General features: G+C 42.4%; 18 protein-coding genes, 2 pseudogenes and 1 CRISPR repeat array (1 of these 21 only partly in view). Of the genes and pseudogenes, 6 read left to right on the forward strand and 14 right to left on the reverse strand.

What is annotated here, in order from left to right; genetic code table 11:
* Nucleotides 1-5: 5 nt before the first annotated feature.
* The 5 genes and pseudogenes from Q9L42_RS20855 to dnaQ all read right to left on the reverse strand — a co-directional run bounded on the left by Q9L42_RS20855 (nt 6) and on the right by dnaQ (nt 5,048).
* A complete protein-coding gene (locus Q9L42_RS20855) occupies nt 6-713 on the reverse strand; it encodes a hypothetical protein (protein WP_349432830.1) in 708 nt (235 codons plus the stop codon).
* Nucleotides 714-1,205: 492 nt separating this feature from the next.
* A complete protein-coding gene (locus Q9L42_RS20860; RefSeq protein ID WP_305906300.1) occupies nt 1,206-1,427 on the reverse strand; it encodes a hypothetical protein in 222 nt (73 codons plus the stop codon).
* Between the two features lie 731 nt (nt 1,428-2,158).
* Nucleotides 2,159-3,450 (reverse strand): annotated as a pseudogene (gene iscB, locus Q9L42_RS20865) (RNA-guided endonuclease IscB).
* Nucleotides 3,451-3,729: 279 nt separating this feature from the next.
* Nucleotides 3,730-4,269 (reverse strand): hypothetical protein, encoded by a 540-nt coding sequence (locus tag Q9L42_RS20870; protein WP_305906302.1) that lies wholly within the window; start codon nt 4,267-4,269, stop codon nt 3,730-3,732.
* Nucleotides 4,270-4,277: 8 nt separating this feature from the next.
* Nucleotides 4,278-5,048, reverse strand: coding sequence for a DNA polymerase III subunit epsilon (dnaQ, locus tag Q9L42_RS20875; RefSeq protein WP_305906303.1), 771 nt, complete (start codon nt 5,046-5,048; stop codon nt 4,278-4,280).
* A 302-nt stretch (nt 5,049-5,350) separates the two neighbouring features.
* On the opposite strand from dnaQ, the gene abiEi reads away from it, so the two are divergent.
* From abiEi to Q9L42_RS20900, 4 genes and pseudogenes are all read left to right on the forward strand, one after another.
* On the forward strand, nt 5,351-5,767 hold the full coding sequence (gene abiEi / locus Q9L42_RS20880; RefSeq protein ID WP_305906304.1) for a type IV toxin-antitoxin system AbiEi family antitoxin: 417 nt from the start codon (nt 5,351-5,353) through the stop codon (nt 5,765-5,767).
* Between the two features lie 104 nt (nt 5,768-5,871).
* Nucleotides 5,872-7,023: an RNA-guided endonuclease InsQ/TnpB family protein gene (locus tag Q9L42_RS20885; protein WP_349432831.1), complete on the forward strand. Its 1,152-nt coding sequence runs from the start codon at nt 5,872-5,874 to the stop codon at nt 7,021-7,023.
* A 26-nt stretch (nt 7,024-7,049) separates the two neighbouring features.
* Nucleotides 7,050-7,399, forward strand: a pseudogene (locus Q9L42_RS20895) (nucleotidyl transferase AbiEii/AbiGii toxin family protein); the annotation flags it as partial.
* A 142-nt stretch (nt 7,400-7,541) separates the two neighbouring features.
* Nucleotides 7,542-7,754 carry a hypothetical protein gene (locus tag Q9L42_RS20900; protein ID WP_305906307.1) on the forward strand — a complete coding sequence of 71 codons (213 nt, stop codon included), beginning with the start codon at nt 7,542-7,544 and terminating at the stop codon, nt 7,752-7,754.
* On the opposite strand, the gene Q9L42_RS20905 is transcribed toward Q9L42_RS20900, so the two are convergent.
* Nucleotides 7,733-8,518 (reverse strand): GSU2403 family nucleotidyltransferase fold protein, encoded by a 786-nt coding sequence (locus tag Q9L42_RS20905; RefSeq protein WP_305906308.1) that lies wholly within the window; start codon nt 8,516-8,518, stop codon nt 7,733-7,735. The two genes, Q9L42_RS20900 and Q9L42_RS20905, sit on opposite strands and share 22 nt — an antisense overlap.
* Before the next feature lie 223 nt (nt 8,519-8,741).
* Here Q9L42_RS20905 and Q9L42_RS20910 point away from each other — a divergent pair, with 223 nt between their 5' ends.
* On the forward strand, nt 8,742-9,992 hold the full coding sequence (locus Q9L42_RS20910) for an ISL3 family transposase (protein ID WP_349432834.1): 1,251 nt from the start codon (nt 8,742-8,744) through the stop codon (nt 9,990-9,992).
* A gap of 24 nt (nt 9,993-10,016) precedes the next feature.
* On the opposite strand, the gene Q9L42_RS20915 is transcribed toward Q9L42_RS20910, so the two are convergent.
* The 8 genes from Q9L42_RS20915 to Q9L42_RS20950 all read right to left on the reverse strand — a co-directional run bounded on the left by Q9L42_RS20915 (nt 10,017) and on the right by Q9L42_RS20950 (nt 18,673).
* Nucleotides 10,017-10,541: a peptidoglycan-binding domain-containing protein gene (locus Q9L42_RS20915; protein WP_349432835.1), complete on the reverse strand. Its 525-nt coding sequence runs from the start codon at nt 10,539-10,541 to the stop codon at nt 10,017-10,019.
* A gap of 103 nt (nt 10,542-10,644) precedes the next feature.
* Nucleotides 10,645-11,955 (reverse strand): tetratricopeptide repeat protein, encoded by a 1,311-nt coding sequence (locus Q9L42_RS20920; protein ID WP_305906311.1) that lies wholly within the window; start codon nt 11,953-11,955, stop codon nt 10,645-10,647.
* Nucleotides 11,956-12,494: 539 nt separating this feature from the next.
* Nucleotides 12,495-13,607, reverse strand: coding sequence for a hypothetical protein (locus tag Q9L42_RS20925; RefSeq protein ID WP_305906312.1), 1,113 nt, complete (start codon nt 13,605-13,607; stop codon nt 12,495-12,497).
* A 5-nt stretch (nt 13,608-13,612) separates the two neighbouring features.
* A complete protein-coding gene (locus Q9L42_RS20930; protein ID WP_305906313.1) occupies nt 13,613-15,148 on the reverse strand; it encodes a hypothetical protein in 1,536 nt (511 codons plus the stop codon).
* Between the two features lie 5 nt (nt 15,149-15,153).
* Entirely contained in the window at nt 15,154-15,957 is an 804-nt protein-coding gene (locus Q9L42_RS20935; RefSeq protein WP_305906314.1) for a hypothetical protein, read from the reverse strand.
* Nucleotides 15,958-17,427 carry a hypothetical protein gene (locus Q9L42_RS20940; protein WP_349432836.1) on the reverse strand — a complete coding sequence of 490 codons (1,470 nt, stop codon included), beginning with the start codon at nt 17,425-17,427 and terminating at the stop codon, nt 15,958-15,960.
* Nucleotides 17,428-17,753: 326 nt separating this feature from the next.
* Nucleotides 17,754-18,299 (reverse strand): HNH endonuclease, encoded by a 546-nt coding sequence (locus Q9L42_RS20945; protein WP_305906338.1) that lies wholly within the window; start codon nt 18,297-18,299, stop codon nt 17,754-17,756.
* Nucleotides 18,296-18,673 (reverse strand): HIT family protein, encoded by a 378-nt coding sequence (locus tag Q9L42_RS20950; RefSeq protein ID WP_305906316.1) that lies wholly within the window; start codon nt 18,671-18,673, stop codon nt 18,296-18,298. The genes Q9L42_RS20945 and Q9L42_RS20950 overlap by 4 nt, the downstream gene beginning before the upstream one ends.
* A gap of 247 nt (nt 18,674-18,920) precedes the next feature.
* Here Q9L42_RS20950 and Q9L42_RS20955 point away from each other — a divergent pair, with 247 nt between their 5' ends.
* Nucleotides 18,921-20,171 (forward strand): ISL3 family transposase, encoded by a 1,251-nt coding sequence (locus tag Q9L42_RS20955; protein ID WP_305906317.1) that lies wholly within the window; start codon nt 18,921-18,923, stop codon nt 20,169-20,171.
* A gap of 452 nt (nt 20,172-20,623) precedes the next feature.
* Nucleotides 20,624-20,634: a CRISPR direct-repeat array (repeat unit 28 nt); it runs 436 nt beyond the window's last position.

Below are 20,634 nucleotides of genomic sequence, written 5' to 3' on the forward strand. Positions count from 1 at the left end.
AGTCGTTAAAAAGTATTCACAAATTGCTTAAGTGTTTTAGAGCCTGGAGTTATTGAGCAAGCCTGTCTGAGCTTCTCTTTATGCTCTTCTTCTCCCTGAATTTGTTTTTCGATAAGTTTTTGTAGTGCTTGGCTAGTTGCAGTTTTATGCTGAACGGGAACAAAATTAATTAGAGAATAATTTTTGAGTGTGGCCAGATGCTCATGCGCCAAAACTTCAATAAGCTGATCCAGTTTCTCTGGATACCGATGCCTAATTTGCAGCTCTCCTGGCAGAGTTCTAATAATCGAAGTCGACCAATAGAATTTAAAATCGTCTGTATAAGCAGAATAATTTCGAATTAATTTCCAAAGGATATCCTGACCACTTTGTGGCTGGCGCATCATTTTTTTTTCATGCATTGATGCCATGAGAAGCACAATGAAGATCTTTCGCTTATTATTTCCAGAATAAGCTTTCCACAAATGTTGCTTCGTTAATCCAATACCGGTGAGCTCGTCCAGCTCAAGCAAATAGGGGTCGATTTTTAAGTGTTTATTCAAAAGCAGAGCCTGATAATTCAAAATATTTGCCCTAGCAGACTCTGACTTCCACCAAACGCATTCATCTTGTTGAATGTCGAAGAAACATTCAACTTCAATACGTTTAAACAACTTTTTCAGCAAATCATCACCTACAATTTCAAGCCATTGTTGATAGTGCTGCTCAAACATTGTTGCGTCCTTTGTTTATTTATATGTATGTTACCACATATATAATAAGTTATTAAAGATGCACACGAATTCTTGTCGACCCGTCGACGACGTTGCGTGTTCTGGTTAAAATCTTTCAAAGCAACAATGTGATTTAATGGTAATATGATACAACATAAATAGTGAAAGTTCCGATTTTACCCGACCTGAGATCAAATCGAGCAGTTGAATCGAGAGTTCGGTCAGGAGCGCCATGTGTGTAATCATGCACAGGCATTTCGGGGCAAAACCTATCGGCGCCTAAGGGCGAATCGATCAGCTGGTCGCCCCAAAAGATTCCGTAGAATCGAAACGGTATAGAAAGATACTGAATTAGAGCCAGGCCCGGCCGCCATTGGCCGAACCCAGGAACTTAAAAATTTACACGATTTGAATGCGATCGGTTTTTAGCAATTTGATCTTCAATTGACATCCTTATTTATTTTTTTGAAAAATTAGCTAGGATTAGATAGCTTACGCAGCAATGGCTTTGAAAGCCGCATCACCTGAAATATCTTCATGCATCTTCCTTGCATTAACAAAACCCGCTACCCAAGCCCGATCCGGATCATCTTCGTCGGGGAATTCAGCAAGTAACGCATTATATTCATCGATATGCCCTGCAATTCCAAGACTGTCGACTTTTGCCATCCAGGTTTCTTTATCAAATGTCTTTTCACTTTTTTGATCACTCATAACCAATCCTGTTAATAACTTTCTATTAATAAAAAATAGGTGATGCTTAAACCCTATTTTGTAATCCATGAACTACAAAATAAAAATATTTGTAATCCTTAGATTACAGTATCTTAAAGACTGTAATTTTTCTTACAATTCAATGTGTTAAAAACACATGCTTAATTTCGGAATTAATTTTAAAACAAAAATAACGAGTTTTTCTATATGAATGTTTTTTTTTGAGAATTTAAGCACAGAAATAGCAATAAATTTGATCTGAAAGGGCTTTCTTCAGACATAAAAATAACAGATTGTTTTATTTGAAATCATATAGTTACGGAACAAAAATTTATTTTTACTAGGGTAAGCGCTGTTTTAAGTAAGTGCGATTATGCATTGATTTTCACAAAAGTTAGGCGAGAGTTTTTTTGACTTGGCAAAATTCCTCCTTCAGCCAATTAGGCGCGCTACTAATTAACAACTGACATACCTGTCAGTAAAAATTGTCGTAACGCCGGCAGATGCTCTCACCCGATGGGTGAGAGCTGGGAGCCCCTGGATTATTAAGCGCCACACCCCCCCCTGGGTTTATCCATGGGGATGTTTAGCAACCCTGAATCTCTCCCATGGATGGGGAGCGACCCCCCAGCGAGATCGCGTACCTTTCGCGCCGCAATAACAGCGGCTTTAGCGAAAGGGGTAAAGCGTCGAGCGCGAGGGCATCTTTAACTGCTTGCCCGGCGGTTTTATCAGTGTGCGTACGCATAGCCGTCCCCCCTTTGAATCAAAGTGTAGTTTTTGAAACTGGCTGTTATTTTTCCCAATTCTGTTTTTATATCGAACATACCGGTTGCACGAATACCAGCCAAACGCCCCACATGCTCACCGGCATATTTACCTTTCGGCTGATTTAACCTAACTAGGTCGCCAGTTTGAAAGTCGTGAACACGTTTGACACGCCCAGCCCCACCACGCGGAAATCCGTACTTATCGGGCCTCACTGTTTGCCGGGTGCCATGTCCGGTTGCTTTGATTAGCAATGGTTTCATATCGGGGTCGAGCGTAACGGTTGCACCGGATTCCCCGACACAAGCGGCATCTATCCAATGCGCCTTAGGATAGTCAAGGCGGGTACGATTGAACTTGGTTTGAGCGCCGGTTCCGGTTTCAACGGGTAAGCCGGTTTTTAGTAGATCGGTAAATAGTTTGTTCCTGGTTGCGTTAACGGCTGCGGCATCGGTCAATGGTTTTTTCAGTTGCGCCAACACCCGCTTAAGCACATCAGGCTTGTTTTTCAGGAAAACGGTAATATCTTTCGTGCCTTTGCGCGTATTGCAAGGCTCACAAGCCAATGTCAGGTTGCTGATGTTGTTGGTTCCGCCTTTTGCACGGGGTTTAATGTGCTCGATTTGCAAAGGCACATGCTCAGCCCCGCAATAAGCGCACTTCCTGCCCCATTTTTCCAGTAGGTACTCCTTGCGCTATAGCCAGCCAACGTGCCTTGCTGGTATTCAACCCCAGCAATATTGGGATTGTTCATCTGCTGCATGTCGAACTTGACTCGCTCGACTGCAATTTCAGCTATGTCAGCCCATCGACGGAAACGATTAACCCAAGTCATCGTTGTTTCAACCCGATGTTGCAGGCTAGGTGGCAACCAGTTTTCAGCACGTACACGGTTATTGAACCGTGCCGCACGGTAACGGGTTTTTCGACCACGCCTACCCCTACGCAACGAACGCCGTGAATCCAGAGCGGCTTTGATCGCTTTGCCACGATGTTCCAGTTCAGCGGCAAACAACACGCGGTTATCATCATCCACAAGAGCAATTCCGGTCGTTTTTGAGCCTGGATCAATCTTGCAACTAAGCAGCTTTACAACTGCATCAGGCATGGCGGCTTTCAAAATAATGGTAAACGGGACGGTACGCCAAACAGCGGCTTTACCATCCCGAAGCAATGCTCTTGCCCGTGCCGGAGCGCAGGGTGTAAGCGGTTTCTTGGTGGTGTCTAAAACGAACACCGAATTAAAGGTAGTCATAAAAACGTCTCCTGGGCTTGCGCCCGTAATTGTCACCTCGACAATGATATAAAGGCTTGTCATGCTAGCCACACTGCCCGCTGATCCGGTTCGTGCTGTTTAATGGCTAACGACAGAGCCTGGAGCTGGTGAAGCACCCCAAGGTGTCATGACCTAAATATCGTAGGTTCTAAAGAACCTAAGTCTGGTTGAGCGTTATCAGCGCAAAAAAAGCACACTGATAAAATGATTAATTCGGGCGCTGCAGGGATGCAGGCACTCATTAATCAAGCCGGGCACTCAACATTTTGTTCTCGGTTTAAAAAATTGAAGTGCATTTTTCATTTTATTCATAGAACTGCTGAATTTGAACTCTTCAGGCACGGCTTGATGAGTATCCCGAACACGCACCTGACTTGGCGTTCTTTCTTCTCCATCAGTTCCCATGAATGGTCTGTCTTTCTTTTGACAAAGTCGCTCTTCTCTTTGGTCGGAGAGCATTTTTTCTTTTTCGTTATGGGCTTTGACTGCATCTGCATCGGTTTGATAAAATTTTTTACATGCCATCAACTGACTTCTTTGTCCATCTGAAAGAGACAGCCAATGACAAATCTTGCCTACAGCTATCTCAAAACCCTTGTCAAAACCGTGATTATCAATACTGATAGTTGTAAACCTGTATTTATTATCTTTTTCAGAATTTCTGGTTGTCCTTATGCGTAATTTGAACTGATCTCCAATTCCCCTTTTGCGACCACGCCTGATTAATCGATTTAGGCCAACAATACTTCCATTCTCCCTAATCAGGTTACCTGTTAATTGCTCTTGTATATCCTGCATGTCTATACCTATCTCAAAGAATTTTGAATTTCAAGAAGTTCTGATATTTCCGGAATGTCACTTGCCCACACGCATGACCCAGTTGAGCTCTTAATTTCTTTTAATTTTTGAATATGTCGCTCTATTTCACCTGGTGTCGCCTTGATAACTCTTAAGACTGGCCGCGGGGACTTAACGGTTGGAGTCATCGAACCATTTTCCGAGACGCCTAAATGCACCTCCTTTTCGGCAAACAAGGATTCTTGCCCGCCGGTCAATAGCACGGCAACATCTGACAAAATCTCAGCATCTAGTAATGCACCATGAAAAGTCCTGTGACTATTATCTATATGATAACGTCGGCACAATGCGTCGAGATTATTGCGCTGTCCTGGATGCTTGTTTTCAGCGTAGCTCAACGTATCAAAAATGGTGCAATAATCACTAATTCGACCCAGATTTTCTTCTAAAATTGATAGCTCATTATTCAAAAAACCAATATCAAAAGGCGCGTTATGAATCACAAGCTGAGAACCTGTAATGAATTCTATGAATTCTTTGGCGATATCTTTAAATCTTGGCTTGTCCAGTAATTCCTCATTAGTGATTCCGTGAATCCGAATGACTTCCTCTTCCATAAAGCGATCAGGATTCAAGTACGCATGAAACTTATTTCCCGTCCTCTTCCGGTCAATCATTTCAACGCAACCGATCTCGATGATCCGATGACCGGCCTCGATCGACAGTCCAGTGGTTTCGCAATCAATGACTACCAAACGGTTGGATAACTCAGCTTTCATCGATCACACCTAATTGCATTACTCTAAGTCTTCCGGAATGGGCTGAACCCCCAAATTGATGATGTCTTCTTCGGTTAATTGTTGTTGTTCCATATTCACTCCGTCACGGCATTAAGTTTTAATAATCCGACAAAACTATCTTTTATTATCAATAATACCATATATTTTATCAACATCGGACCAGGCTTCAGCAAATTGATAAACTGAACTCAGCTGCGCAGGCAGCTTAGAAAAGAAAAACAAAACAATCACAATGCCAATCACGGATTTTTATTGTTTTTTTGCCACATATTTTTAAAGCATTGAATACAAAAACAGCCATTAAACGTCTAGCAGCCTGGGATTCACAAGGTCGTTACGTTTTTACCATTCATGATTTGGCGAAAATTTTTCCCGAAGATCGTTATCGAACACTAAAAGATGGAATTAATAGACTAGTGCGAGAAGGATTTTTGGTGAGAGCCTGCAAAGGTATTTACGTCAACCCATACGCGCATAATCAGAACAGTTTCACCCTTGAATATATTGCAAAGACACTTCGACGTGGAGAATATAGTTACGTTAGCTTTGAGTCTGCACTATCCGAATACGGAGTGATTTCTCAAATTCCCATAGACCGCCTAACTGTAATGACTACTGGGCGAAAAGGCGAGTGTAAAACTCCTTTCGGGGTCATTGAGTTTATTCATCAAAATCGAGCGAGAAACCCGGTTCTTTAGGGCCGGGAGGGATAGCGCAAGATTGAATTGTCTCACCAAAAAACATAATGATGTTGTAGGGGGTTGCTATTAACAGTTTTATTATTTTCTATTAAACTCATAATATGACAGTGAAACGCGCGTATAAATATCGATTTTACCCTGATGCTGAACAAGAAGTTTTGTTGACTAAAACGTTTGGTTGCGTGCGCTTTGTCTATAATGCCATCCTTCGGTACCGAATGGATGTTTACCAGCAAGACCAGGTTAAAATCAATTATTCTGGCGCCAGTGCAAAATTAACCGAACTGAAAGTGACGCCGGACCTGTCGTTTCTCAAAGAAGTCTCCAGCGTACCGTTGCAACAATGTCTTCGACACCAGCAAAGGGCGTTTACGAATTTTTTCGAAGGCCGAGCAAAATACCCGGTGTTTAAATCGAGAAAACACAAGCAATCTGCAGAATTTACTTATCGAGCATTTACTTACAAGAACGGCCAGCTGACTTTGGCCAAATGCAAGAACCCGTTGGACATCCGCTGGAGTCGGAAGCTGCCTTGCGCGCCATCAACCATTACCGTGTCCAAGGATCGGGCTGGCCGCTATTTCGTTTCCTGCCTGTGTGAATTCGAACCGTTGTTACTGCCGGTAACCGATAAGAAAGTTGGCATCGATGTCGGCATTAAAGACCTGTTTGTGTCCTCGGACGAATTTCGATCCGGGAATCCTCGTCATACCGCGAAATACGAAGTGAAACTGGCAATCCTTCAGCGTCGCTTAGCGAAAAAGACGTTAGGCGGCCGAAACCGGGCAAAAGCAAAGCGCAAGGTCGCCCGCCTTCATGCAAAGATCGCCGATTGTAGACAGGATCATTTGCACAAGCTGTCACGCAAACTCATTAACGAGAACCAAGTGGTTTGCGCGGAAAACCTTGCAGTAAAAAACCTGATCAAACATCCCACGCTCGCCAAATCGATTGCCGACGCCAGCTGGGGCGAACTGACGCGCCAGATCGAATATAAAGCGAATTGGGCTGGCAGAGTCTATGTTGAAATTGATCGGTTTTTTCCGTCCACCAAACGCTGTCATTGCTGCGGTTTAGTTACCCAATCCATGCCGCTGAACGTTCGGTCCTGGGAGTGCCCGCAATGCGGGACGAATCACGATCGCGACCTGAATGCAGCGAAAAACGTTTTAGCCGCCGGGCTGGCGGTGTTAGCCTTTGGAGAGAATGTAAGTGATGACGATATTCCGATATCACCATCCGATTCTCGATGAATTAGGAATCCCCTTCCTTTAGGTGGGGGAGGAAGTCAATAAGGTTGTGTTATGGGTCTAGCAGATTCAGTGAAGACCTTGATTTTGCTGGCGGAATAGATTTTCCCCAAAGGACATTCAAAATATCAAAGGGTGTATTATGGACTATATTGGAGGGCGCTATGGCTTAGAGGTTATAGTCAAAGAGCCTTCGGCCTTCAGAAGCGAGCCTGAGCATCGAGAGCTAAAAGTAGACAAGTGGCAGATTTCCGTAATCACCGCTCCGCAGCGAAAAGATGTACCAAGACAAAAAATAAAAATCGAAGTAGTTAATATCCCAGCATATTCTCGTGAGCCGCGCCCTCTGCAAGTAAACTACAGCTTTCTCCCTGCAGGCACAGACTCGAAAATAAAACTTAGAATTGATACACAATTTTTTAAAAATTATATAATTTTACTCTTAAATTATTAATTAAAATGTATTTCTGAGATAAAATAAAATTATTAAACTTTTATAAATTACCCTATGAGAAAATAATATGGACAGCCTGCACTACAAAATAACTTCTTTATTCGATGATCTGTTCAATAAAATACTTGATGCCTTGCCAAACCTGGTCGGCATTATTGTCGCGGCTCTTGTCTTCTTCCCATGGAGCGCGCTCATGTTCGATACGCTGATGGGAATTCCGGTCTGCGAAACAACCATAGACTGGCTCAAAGAATTGTATCAAAACGGCTTCAAACCATGATTTCCGTCCAGGCAAACTTTGATAAAATCCGCGGCGTCACTGTTGATTTTTTGTAACTTCGGCAAGGCTTTTTGGATATTTTTAATGGCGCCACCGACCGATTGAGAATCCTCTAACGCCTCTTTGACGGATTCGGTATCCTCATCGATAAGAAAATCCAACAAAACCCCAGATTGCTGAATATCTTTGATCGATTTCGACCTGAAAACAGTTGACCGGGCCTCCGAAACAATTAATTTGTGTATCGCAAAACGTGCTGGGTCCGGCAAAACAACAGGGATCGCATATTTACCGACTACCAATCCTTTAAAGTTGTCTCCGCCAAGCAAATAACCCATGTATGCCAAGGGCTCGGCAGCAATACCAAGATCCGGATAAAAGAAAGCTCTTCCATCTTTCGATTCCGTTGTTAGAAAATCAATTTTAATTTTCAATGTGTTGTTTTGCATCGATGTCGAAGGCTCCTTGTTATCCAATCGAGGAATCAAAAAGAAATTCTTATCGAATTCCTTAACGACAGTAGGAATATCTATCTGAAAAGACCGGTCATTTGGAATTCCGATCTCAATACCTTCAGGCCGCGCGAAATCGATATCTGTTGTGCGCAAATACGATCCTTTTGAATCAATGCTTAGCGCATTACAAATCGATAAAAATGCATGGGAGCCGATCAATAACACATTTTTTTGAAACAGCCCCTGCTCAGCTAAGGATTGTATAATTTTAAAATGTGATGGCTCATTCGGTATTCCACCGGCAGACAAATAAGCCTTGGTTGTTTTTCGTAAAGAGCTAATTGCATCGATCGCTTCAAGTTTGCGTTGTTTTAAACGCTCAACTATTTCTTTTGTCTTAGAGTTATCTGGCCCCAGATAAATACGGTTCTTCCGGATTTCCCGTGGGAGACCACAACATATAGTATGTTAGAAGACCGCAACGGGAGCCTCATGTAAAATAGCCAAAGGACGACTTTTTCTTTGAATGCCAATGAATCAACCGCAGATACAAATACCGTTAGACTTGCCCAATGTTCGAGTTGAAAAATACGAACAAACCGATAAGGGTTTGGTGATCACTGTTGTCAGTAGCCGTGATACGGCGGTGTGTCGTCAATGCGGTCGAACGATCGACAAATTTCACGGTTACGACAAAGCGATTACGCTACGGCATCTGCCGATTTTTGACCGACCGGTCTGGATTCGCATCCGGCCGAAGCGTTTTCAATGTCCCTACTGTGACAAAGGGCCAACGACAACGCAACGTTGCGAGTGGTACGATCCCAAGAGTCCGCATACCAAAGCCTATGAGAATTGGATTTTACGCGAGTTGGTCAATAGCACGCTCAGTGACGTCAGCCTGAAACGGCATCTCAGCATCGGTTGTATTGAAGGCATCCTCGATCGGCATATTCAGCGCCAAGTGGACTGGTCGACAGTGCCCGATTTAGAGTTGATTGGAATTGATGAAATTGCCTTGAAGAAAGGCCATAAGGATTTTGTCGTCATCGTCTCCGGACTGACGGCGCAACGTGAAAAGTATCTCTTGGCGGTGTTACCGGATCGCAAAAAAGAAACCGTCAAGGCCTTTTTAAAGACGCTGCCGCCTCGGCAATGCCAAAGCATCCGTCGTGTCTGCATCGATATGAACGAAGGTTACTGTAATGCCGCTCAAGAAACCCTACCCAACGCTCAGGTTGTGGTAGACCGCTTTCATGTCGCCAAACATTATCGTGACTGTGCCGATAAAGCGCGCAAAGCCGAAATGAAGCAACTGAAACAAACCTTACCGGAATCGGAGTATGCGCAACTGAAAGGCGCCATGTGGGCGTTTCGAAAGCCTTGGAATCGCTTGACCGAAGAACAGCAAATCGTTTTATTGGCGTTATTCCGGCAGGCGCCGATACTGAAAGATGTCTATGTTCAACGTGAAGTCCTAACCGGTCTCTTTGAACAGAACCTGACCAAAGCGCAGGCCGAACAGGCGTTAACGCAGTGGCTGGACAGAATTGCGGAATTGGGATTGGATTGTTTCACGTCTTTTGTCACCACATTAAACAACTGGCGTGATCACATCACCAACTATTTTATTCGGCGTGAAACCAGCGGGTTTGTTGAAGGGTTGAATAACAAAATCAAAGTGATCAAGCGCCGCTGCTACGGTATCTATAACCTGGGTCGATTGTTCCAGCATATTTGGCTGGATGTGCAGGGACGCCGGCTCTTGTTTGCGGAACACTAGATATTGGGGTTACCACGGGAAATCCTAGAGAGCCGCAAATTTACCATCGGAGCCACATTTAGACATATCTTGATGACTAGCAATACCGGAAGTCTTGGGTGGCATCTGCTTATTTGCTGATCTAAGTTCATTAATAATACTCTTCGTTAACTTTCCATCGACAACAAAACCATATTCTCTCTGAAATGCTTTAATCGCGGCAGCTGTTTTTTTTCCGAAAATACCATCTGCAAAACCAACATTATAACCAAGACGATTCAGATGGTTTTGAGCCTCAATAATCATCTGTTTTTGAGATTGGGTATTGTCGAAATCATATCCTTTACTATATTGTTGAGAATCATTTTCTGGTTGTCTAGAGGAATATGGATTAGAATAATTTTCTTTCTGCTTTGATTTATCAGGGTACTGTGGGTTATTGCCTATATTATCCAAGCCTTTTTCAATTACTTCCCCTAAAACCCTTCCCCAGTCATATGCTTGAACAGGTGATATAAAAGTCAAATAAATTGTAGTAATTATGATAATAGCTTTTAATTTTTTCATCATGATCATCTCGCCTGTTCTTGTTTTCTATAATTATTCCCTTCATAAAATATTCTGTCTAGATGGAGTACATCTATAAATTGTCTTACTAATATTTCTCAATTGATTAATCAAGTTCGTATATACAGTCCATACCTTGACATACTCCAGGAACTAGCCAGCCGTCGTATGGATCTGGTGGTTTATATGTTGATCCGGCGGACGAGTTATTAGAATCTGTGCCGCCATCACCGGATAGAGCAAGTCCCACAAGTCCTAAAATAGCGAGAGCACCTAGAATTTCTCCGGATGATAAATTATTATCGTATTGTCTTTTTCGCATTACTCTTAGGTTCTTTTGAGCGTGTGATGCTACGCTGGTATTTTTGCTTTTTGAAGCCAATTGAAACAATAACTCGGCTTTTTTATGGTCTTTTGGTACGCCAATACCGTGATAGTAGGCGTTTCCAAGATGAACTTGAGACCACGGTTCTCCTTGTTTTACTGAAGCGGTCCACCATATAGCAGCTACTTTTGGGTCTTTTCGAACTCCCCAACCATTGTTATACATCTCACCTAATGCTGATTGGGCATCAGGTTGATTTTGCTTTGCTGCTTTTAGAAGCCATTCATGCGCTTTATCGAAGCTTCCCGGAACACCTCGACCTTCAAGATACATCGCACCGATTTCAAATTGCGAATCTCGATGCCCCTCATTTGCGCCAGAAAGAAACCAGTTAGCAGCTTCAGAATATTTATTTGCTTTACTGTAAATTTTTCCAATACGATGCATGGCATCTGCGTTTCCATTGTTGGCCGCGTATTTATACCATGACACTGCTTTCTTATTGTCTTGCGGTACTCCCTGGCCATTATCGAATAAATAGCCTAGATTGTATTGCGCCATAGCATGGCCTTGCATAGCTGCCTTGTAATACCAACTAGCAGCTTTATTGTAATCTTTTGGAGCATTAAAGGCTGGAGTCATCCCAAATTGGTACATCATGCCGAGAAGATATTGTGCTGGTGCATAACCATTTTTAGCGGCGTTACGAGTTTGTTCATCAGAATTACTATAATCAAAAGGTATATCCACGTCAGTCATAAGGCTGAGATGAAATTGTGCTGGAGTATATCCTTGTTTTGCAGCTTTGTAATACCATTGTGCCGCCTGCTTGAATTGTTTGTTTTTATTTAACACCCGCCCATATTGATATTGGAGGCGTGATATATACGGATATAGAGATAATTCCTGACGACAAGCCTCTAATGCTCTGTTAATATTGATGTCATCAGATTTAATACCTTTTGCCTTGCGTTCTGAGTCAAAAGGATCAGAGGCAAGATTATCGCAAGCTAATATCGGATTATTGTTAATAGCTAGTGCGTTGTTTGATATCAATATTGAAATTAGGGTAGTTATTATACAATTCTTCATTATTATCCCCCTTGCCCTTATATTGATTAAGTGTTAACCGATATTAGCCTGGCCAACGATGAAAAACGTTTGCCATGTCAAGCGTCATAGAGAAACCACTCTTACGAAATAGTTAAAAAAACAGCTAGGTGTTTGTCATAAACATGCAAGAAGCTGAAAAGAACTATTAGATATGGTTTAACATAAATAAAAAAAGGGGTCAACATCAAAATAGAAAATAAGTCAAGGAACTGCGTCAAAAAATTAGAACAATGCGATATTTGTTATCACATCCGTCTGGTTAAGCAAATTGAATCCCCAACTGCAAGCAGAGCTTAATTTATCAAGTTTTTGTTTGTGCCGTGCTAATGTGATCAAGTCTACCAACAGTTGGCAGCTTGCTGGAGATAACCAGACGATCAGTTATTGGGACGGATGGCCGGTTTGGGTCGATACCCAGCATTCAAAGTGTCTTTTGATTATTACTTTATCGGTTCTTCATTTGAGACGCAGTTGCTCTAAATTCCCGAACAATTGTCAATTTGGTTGATTCTGTCTAGTTATCGGGGCTCAAAAGTATAAAAGACGCTACTTACCGCAAACCGATGGCTATTGAAGTGTGATAAGTCGTTTACGCGATTCTTTAATATTACAAAATGACGGCAATTTTTTTCTTTTGAAAGATTAAAAATTGCTTCGGTAGCTCTTAAAAAGGTAGCTTTAGAGACTGTATGTCCCAGGATCTCGTTAATTCTAGGCAAATTTTCTGCTTCATTCTGTCTATGTTTAGGCCATGCTTTTTCAACAACTAGTCCTTCCTGTGTAATTACAATATCAAAGAGATATTCGATACGACCAGTATTTTCGTCGGCCCAGCAAGGCGGATGATCTCTCCCTTGACCACCAGATAATCGCACTTTAAGGTAAGCCAGCTGACCGCGAAGATCAGCCGCTTCTTTCGCATAATTGACCTTTGAAGATTCAACCAGGGTCTTTGCAAGTTGTTGTAGCTTGCTTCGGTCCAGCGGTTTATTGAATTGCACCCTATATGCCTTCTCGAGCTCTTGAATGAATTCCAGAGCAGCAAGTGATTCTTTTTCAACACGATTGATTTTCTCTTCCGGTACTGTTTTTTTCTGCTTTCTATCAATTCTAGAGCTTTCCAAAACATGTTTATTCTCTTGATCTGATGATTCATCTATCAGAAACTGATCGCCGGTACCGGAGAAGACTTTCTCGCTGAGATTATTTGTCAACTTAATTGCGGCAATGATTTCTTCATGTGATATCTCACCAATATGTGAACTCCTAACCTTATCAAGCACGTCACGAATATTTACCAGTTGGGAGAGCTGCTCGTTCATCTCTTCGAGCTTTATTCTAAGTTCAGCTGCTTCAGCAACAACTTTCGTATTGCTTACGAGCTGAGAGATGATTGCATCCGGGTTAGCACCCGCTTTCATCAATTGACTTTCAAAAGTTTCCAATTGATCCTCGATTTTTGTGAGTTTTTTCAGTTTTTCTATCTTCGCAACAACTTCTTTGTATTTGCGATCCGTATTTGCATGCATCCAGCCCAATAGAATTAATAGTATAAAAATCAAGGAAAATGCAATCTCGGTTAGTGACAGTTGAAAAATTGAGTCACTACGCTCAGGCCTTCTGATCATCATTTTTCCTAAAGCTTACTGTTGCTCGAGCCAGCAAATGTAGATCTCTCACCATGTAGCGTGGAAGCGTGCTGCCTATGAAGGTCGCTCTTCACTGAATCATGCTCGTGCTGGCGCTGTCCGATAAGCTTACGATCGTTCAGTACATCGTCAAGCAAGTCCTTGAAGGAAGGCACCTCATTGACTATCCCATCTAATTTCAGAACAATCTCGTTCAAAGCTATATGAGCTTCTTTAGCTGACTCATGTTGTTCGACAAGTTTTTTCTGAATAGCTTCCAGCCCATTCGTAACATTCTCGTTCTGCTTTGTAATGCCTGAAAGTACATCGATGATAAGTTCGTTCAGTGTTTGATCTGATTCATTGGTTTTAAACCAGGATTCTCGTAAACTAGCCAATTCTGTTGTCGCTACAGCAAGACTTGAGGATTGTCCTTTTTGCTCTGCTATATGCTGCTCATAGAGCTTGGTTTGTGCAATCATAGACTCGGACACTTTGCCGATATTCTGCTGCGTAACTCTTAACGTGCTTGAGAGCACACTAAGCGTTTCAACCTGACTCTGGGTACCGTAAAGAATCTGCTCCTGAGTGCCCGCAAGCTCAGTAACACGTTCCAACGCATCTCCGATTTCATCAGATCGAGAACGTAGTCGTGCAAGCGAACTGCTAATTCCTTCCGTAGACGAAGACACATCGATGGCCACTTGAGCGACATGTTCAGCCATTTTATCTGTACTGAGACTAAGACGTTTGATAGGGCCATTCAGCTGCTTAGAGAAATAATCATCCGGAAAAGTCGTTTCCTCCAGTCGCTTAGTTACAACATCCGCAAACATCGTAACTTTGTCTTCAATGCTCCCAAGATTTGTTCGGAGCGACGAAGAGTACAAGTCGACAGAGTCAGCCAAACGATTTGTTGAGTCCTTGACCTCATTCAAAGTCGATTCAAACGCCTCTTTGTTATGGCTAGAAAGATCCTCAAATAATAATGAAAGCTTATTTCCGTAAGACTCAGTCAGTTGCTCCACGCCCACCGCAACATTCGTTAAAGTTGTCTTAGTTGCCTCATCGACACGCGAATCAAATTCTTGTAAGTTCTCCAAGGAGATACGCAATTGTTCACTTAGCCTAGTGGTCGCATCGATTACACTATCTTCTGCATGGATCATAGCATCGTTAAAATCATGCTTGAAGCTCACGAGATAAACCCGAACAGCTAGTCCAATAACGGTACTAACCATTGCGACTCCGAATCTCACAGCAATTTCGGACATCTTTGTCTCAATATCGGGCAAGTCAAAAAGACTGAAAATGATGGATGTGATGGTAAAAATGAAGCCTAGATAATAGCACGAGTCTGCAAATTTATCGTCTGAGATATCATCATTAGATCTATGCATACCAAGGACAATATAAAGCCCCATGACACTGAGCGGAAACACGAGTCCAAATATCCAAGGATCGCTTATGAACCAACCGATACCAGAAAGACCAATTTTTAAAATGAGAGCAATGACAAATAGTTTCTGTACTCTAATGTCCATATGTTTTACCCCTCAAGAGGCCGAACCAACACGATACGTGCTCCGGCGTTTAAAAAATAGTCTTCCCAGAACTTCAAATGCTTTCGTGTTTGATACTTGGGGGCGTTTAGAACGTAATGTAACTCGACCTCTACTCCAGCCAACTCGGCCGTCATCTTGCGTCCATAATCAGTTTCAATAAAGAGTTTGTATTCGTAGTTCCCTTTGTACATCGAGTAAAAAGGGGTGTTATGCATCATGTCAGAGACCAAAATCAATCGCCTTGGGCCCTCAACTGCGGATCCACGAAATCCATTAATCGAGGCAAGTTGAATCATTTCAAGTATAGGCGAGAATTTCGCAGGCTCTTGACTGGTAAGTTCATTGGCAAGATTCAGCATCGGTAACCTAAACTGACTTTCATAGCGATTGACTAACCGTTTGATATTTGACGTAAGTTCACTTTTATCTCTGCCATTGCCCGGATTGCAGATATTAATCAAAGGCTCGGCTGTTAACTTGTAATCTTCCCCAAGTGCAAAAACAGAAACGAGTTCACCTATTTCTACCTTACGGGTAACAATTTCTTCGAGTAGTGCCTGAAACGCTTGTTTCTGAGTAAAGTTGAGCGGGTCGGTCTTGTCGACTAGAAGTATTACATGACCTACAGAACCCGAAACCGGGCACAAGGTAACCTTATCAATTTGATCGCCTTGATTAATAAAGTAGTAAGCTATTCCTCCACCAGCGATAGCTATTGTCATTAAAAATAAAAATAATGCACCATAGATATATTTAGTTTCTCGATTTTTCTTTTTTCTTAATGTCACTTATATATCCTCTGATACTTCATCTTGTGGCATTTTTTTTAGATGCATGCCAAGCGGTTTTAGCCTATCAAATTCACGATTGAATGCTGTCTGAATTGCAGCTTTAATCTCCTCAGACCTATGGGAAACTTCATCAGCAGCGATTTTCTGACGTTCAAAGTTTTTCCTATCCTTTTCTATTTCGAAATCCGGGATATTAAGAGGCTTAGACGTTGGAATTTTATTAAAAGTTTTAGGAGCAGGTATATCGCTTCGGTGAATCATATTTTCTTGCCGAAATATCCCAAGTAAGGAACACATGCACTGGTCGGCATCCTGGATAGCTGTTTCTAGTCTTTTAGCTGCTGAGTCTTTCCTTTGGATTAATGCATTCTGCTTTACAAGTATATGATTGATGTTATTTACTTTTTCACTCAACTGCCTAAGAAACTCCTCCTTTACCCCATTCAACTCTTCCCTAAGTTCATTAAATGCCGTTTCATAATCGCTTTTAGCTTCCAAGCTACGCCGAGTTTTTGCTTCATAGAAAGGGTAAATATCGGACATAAAAAGCCCATCAAACAGAGCTATGACTGCAAAAGTCAGACTAATCCCAAAAAGTCCCCAGGACATTATGTCTTGCAATTGAAATGGGCTAGATTTTAAGGAATTAAAGGCATACTTTGCTGGTTCTAAAACTTCTACGCCGAGAGCATCTCTGTAGTGCGCAATACCGAATCCTATGGCTATCATTAAAGCAAATGCTAATAACACGAAAAGAATGCCTATAAATCTCAATACAGATTTCTTGTGAAAGATGAAAGGGATAAGGTAACGACCAAGCATACCTGCCGAGACAACATTTAATGCTGAAAACATCATGGCCATAAAAAAACCGCCGAGAAGCCCAGTATCTAAGCCTTGAGCAAAGAAAAAGGAATTCGCTAAACCCTCTATCATGATTAGAAATAAGAACAGGGAGTACATGAAAATTTTCTTCGCAGTAGTTGGATAGTGGGCAGGACGCCTGATACTATTGAGACGCTTGAAGTCTTCCAATTCAGATGTTCTCTGTTGGGCAACAATTGACAACTCTTTTATTTGTGGCTCAAGTTGATCAAGAAGCGAACTCGCTTGGCGTGAAAACTCTTGATCAAGTTGCAAAGTGCTTTTAACAATAGATTGCACATCAAGACGTGACAAGTCTTCATTAATCACCTGAAGCCGTGAATTTGCCCAATCGATATAGTCAAGACGAGCGCGTTCAATCCTATGGACAATTTGTTGTTCAACTCCAGTTAATTGGTTAGTGTCTGGCTTAGGCAGCCCAGCTTTGCCTAGGCGTGCAGCCTCACTTCGGACTTGCAATTCTGCCGCTATTTCTGTGTCTTTAAGAGAATACAGATCAGGATGCTTGTTTTTAACTCGCCGGTCAGTAGATGAAGTTAGCCAACCCCAAAATAACGAGAGGAAATTACCTTTCTTGTTCATATGCGGTCTAGCTGATAACATCTGTATCTTAGAGTTAAAAATGCTGGATCATAACATACTGATAAATAAATCGGTTAAAACATTCCAATGCCTCATTTCTTCACTAGTGCCATCGTTATTCAAAATAATGACTTTAGCCACTGTTCTTGTTCCTTTTTGCGTATAACGTGAAAAAAACCGGATGGTTGCGGACTTGTCAGCTGACAAACAAAGCTAAACAACTTTTATTCAGCAATTCGGTTTTCCTATTTTCCAGCCATCCATGAGAACCCGATTGAATTGCTTGTTCATAAGCCCAATAAGCAACTCTGTTGGAACAATCATTGTCAGCTAAGAACCCCGTCAGTTCGTAACTTAAGGTCTGTACCGTATCGTTGATTTCTCGATAGCCAGTTTTCCAAATGATGCTGAGCAGCCAGCATATCGGATTTTTTCCGATTACAGGAGGCGTGTGCCAAAACAAAATTATGGGCTAGGTCTCTAGGATATTTCGACCAAGGAATAAAATGATCGACGTCGGCTTCTTTTGGTAAATTTGACGAGCAATAGAAGCATTTATCAGACTGTAACTTACGCAATACATAGGCGGCCTGATTCAATGACGCTCGAGAAGAGCCAAACATAAACATTTCCAACTCATCTACTTGACCAATGATTTCAGCATTGCGCTTGTTTTTCCGGACATGTGCAATCCATCCCGCTCGTGATAGTTGTTGTATCAATGGGTGGAATGTTCTTAGCATACTGGCTACGCCATCGTGAAGAATCAGTTTTCCACGAGGGTGTGGGTATTGGTAAAGAAAGGGAATCTGAGCTCCACCGATGTTCTGCAAATGAAGAAATTTAAGCTGCTGATCAGCGCTGGGAGTCATGAAGTCCAATACTTTGCTTTCTCCGGAATAATCCAGCGAACACCATCACGAGGGTCTTCTTGATCGTATTTATATCGGGGGATGAGATGGATATGAAGATGAGGGACAGTTTGGCCTGCAGAGGGGCCATCATTGATTCCTATATTGTAACCATCGGGCTGGAATTCCTTATCTAAACCGCGCTTTGACTCTTCAAGCAGTAAAAATAGCGAGTCCCGTTCATCAGGCTCGAGTTCGAAAAATGATCCGATATGTCGATGAGGAATAACAAGGGTATGTCCTGGCGAAATTGGATAGCCATCGCGTATCACTAAACCAAAGCTATTAGAAAGGACGATTCGTTCTTTTGGTAGCGTACAAAAGGGACAGTTCATGAATTCATTTTCAAAGTTGAGACGCAATGACTCTACATTTTAGACGCAGTTGCTCTAATTTCCCGAGCTAGCTGTTACTTGCTTTAATCTATATTAACGCAAGCTCTCAGGCAAAATCCGGACAAAAGCATTTAATTTTGGCTCTTCCGGATTTCCCGTGGGAGACCACAACATATAGTATGTTAGAAGACCGCAACCGGAGCCTCTTGTAAAATACCAGAACGACACGACTTTTTTTTGAATGCCAATGAATCAACCGCAGATACAAATACCGTTAGACTTGCCCAATGTTAGCGTCGAAAAATACGAACAAACCGATAAGGGTCTGGTGATCACTGTTGTCAGTACCCGTGATACGGGGGTATGTCGTCACTGCGGACGGACGATCGACAAATTTCACGGTTACGACAAAGCGATTACGCTACGGCATCTACCGATTTTTGACCGACCGGTCTGGATTCGCATCCGGCCGAAGCGTTTTCAATGTCCCTACTGTGACAAAGGGCCAACGACAACGCAACGTTGCGAGTGGTACGATCCCAAGAGCCCGCATACCAAAGCCTATGAGAATTGGATTTTACGCGAGTTGGTCAATAGCACGCTCAGTGACGTCAGCCTGAAACGGAATCTCAGCATCGGTTGTATTGAAGGTGTCCTCGATCGGCATATTCAGCGCCAAGTGGACTGGTCGACAGTGCCCGATTTAGAGTTGATTGGAATTGATGAAATTGCCTTGAAGAAAGGCCATAAGGATTTTGTCGTCATCGTGTCCGGACTGACGGCGCAACGTGAAAAGTATCTCTTGGCGGTGTTACCGGATCGCAAAAAAGAAACCGTCAAGGCCTTTTTAAAGACGCTGCCGCCTCGGCAATGCCAAAGCATCCGTCGTGTCTGCATCGATATGAACGAAGGTTACTGTAATGCCGCTCAAGAAACCCTACCCAACGCTCAGGTTGTGGTAGACCGCTTTCATGTTGCCAAACATTATCGTGACTGTGCCGATAAAGCGCGCAAAGCCGAAATGAAGCAACTGAAACAAACCTTACCGGAATCGGAGTATGCTCAACTGAAAGGCGCCATGTGGGCGTTTCGAAAGCCTTGGAATCGCTTGACCGAAGAACAGCAAATCGTTTTATTGGCGTTATTCCGGCAGGCACCGGTACTGAAAGAGGTCTATGTTCAACGTGAAGTCCTAACCGGTCTCTTTGAACAGAACCTGACCAAAGCGCAGGCCGAACAGGCGTTAACGCAGTGGCTGAACAGGATTGCGGAATTGGGATTGGAGTGTTTCTCGCCCTTTGTGACCACCTTGGGCAACTGGCGTGATCACATCACCAACTATTTTATTCGTCGTGAAACCAGCGGGTTTGTTGAAGGATTGAATAACAAAATCAAAGTGATCAAGCGCCGCTGCTACGGTATCTATAACTTGGGCCGATTGTTTCAGCATATTTGGCTCGATGTGCAGGGACGCCGGACCTTGTTTGCGGAACACTAGATATTGGGGTTACCACGGGAAATCCTAGAGAGCCATAAATACGACTAACCCTATTCTCTTTTCGGCCTACCCAATACCAATATTCGCCATTGCGCCTATTTTCTTTGGCAAAAGAGCCGTGAATATCCGGACAATACATTCGGTATTCGTTTGCTAAAGCCTCTTCCAACAATTGACTGTATAGGGTCGTCACCAAACTATCTTGTCTGCTCATAGCGTTGTTCAACAAAATCAAAAACTGTTGAACAACAGTATGGCATTAACTTCGTGAAATTGCGAAAATCGCCACTGCCCCTAGGTTATTTGCTTGATGCAAATAGGCCCCAAAAAACTTACGATCTTAAATAATATAAATAAATCAACAATTTAAAAATAAGCAAAAAAATAATGGTTAAAACAATCATTTGCAAATAAGTAATTGTTGTTATTAGTTTTTTTTACGTTTATAATCGGTTTACTGCCG

Origin of the sequence: Methylomarinum sp. Ch1-1, assembly GCF_030717995.2 — a bacterium.
Taxonomy (GTDB): Bacteria; Pseudomonadota; Gammaproteobacteria; order Methylococcales; family Methylomonadaceae; genus Methylomarinum; species Methylomarinum roseum.

Coding starts and splice junctions, on each gene's coding strand:
- dnaQ (WP_305906303.1), bottom strand. CDS start 5,048: ATGAAAGCTGAGTTATCCAACCGTTTGGTAGTCATTGATTGCGAAACC.
- Q9L42_RS20925 (WP_305906312.1), bottom strand. CDS start 13,607: ATGATGATCAGAAGGCCTGAGCGTAGTGACTCAATTTTTCAACTGTCA.
- Q9L42_RS20860 (WP_305906300.1), bottom strand. CDS start 1,427: ATGAGTGATCAAAAAAGTGAAAAGACATTTGATAAAGAAACCTGGATG.
- Q9L42_RS20945 (WP_305906338.1), bottom strand. CDS start 18,299: ATGACTCCCAGCGCTGATCAGCAGCTTAAATTTCTTCATTTGCAGAAC.
- Q9L42_RS20915 (WP_349432835.1), bottom strand. CDS start 10,541: ATGATGAAAAAATTAAAAGCTATTATCATAATTACTACAATTTATTTG.
- Q9L42_RS20910 (WP_349432834.1), top strand. CDS start 8,742: ATGAATCAACCGCAGATACAAATACCGTTAGACTTGCCCAATGTTCGA.
- Q9L42_RS20955 (WP_305906317.1), top strand. CDS start 18,921: ATGAATCAACCGCAGATACAAATACCGTTAGACTTGCCCAATGTTAGC.
- Q9L42_RS20920 (WP_305906311.1), bottom strand. CDS start 11,955: ATGAAGAATTGTATAATAACTACCCTAATTTCAATATTGATATCAAAC.
- Q9L42_RS20900 (WP_305906307.1), top strand. CDS start 7,542: ATGGACAGCCTGCACTACAAAATAACTTCTTTATTCGATGATCTGTTC.
- Q9L42_RS20885 (WP_349432831.1), top strand. CDS start 5,872: ATGACAGTGAAACGCGCGTATAAATATCGATTTTACCCTGATGCTGAA.
- Q9L42_RS20950 (WP_305906316.1), bottom strand. CDS start 18,673: ATGAACTGTCCCTTTTGTACGCTACCAAAAGAACGAATCGTCCTTTCT.
- Q9L42_RS20870 (WP_305906302.1), bottom strand. CDS start 4,269: ATGCAGGATATACAAGAGCAATTAACAGGTAACCTGATTAGGGAGAAT.
- Q9L42_RS20940 (WP_349432836.1), bottom strand. CDS start 17,427: ATGAACAAGAAAGGTAATTTCCTCTCGTTATTTTGGGGTTGGCTAACT.
- Q9L42_RS20930 (WP_305906313.1), bottom strand. CDS start 15,148: ATGGACATTAGAGTACAGAAACTATTTGTCATTGCTCTCATTTTAAAA.
- Q9L42_RS20855 (WP_349432830.1), bottom strand. CDS start 713: ATGTTTGAGCAGCACTATCAACAATGGCTTGAAATTGTAGGTGATGAT.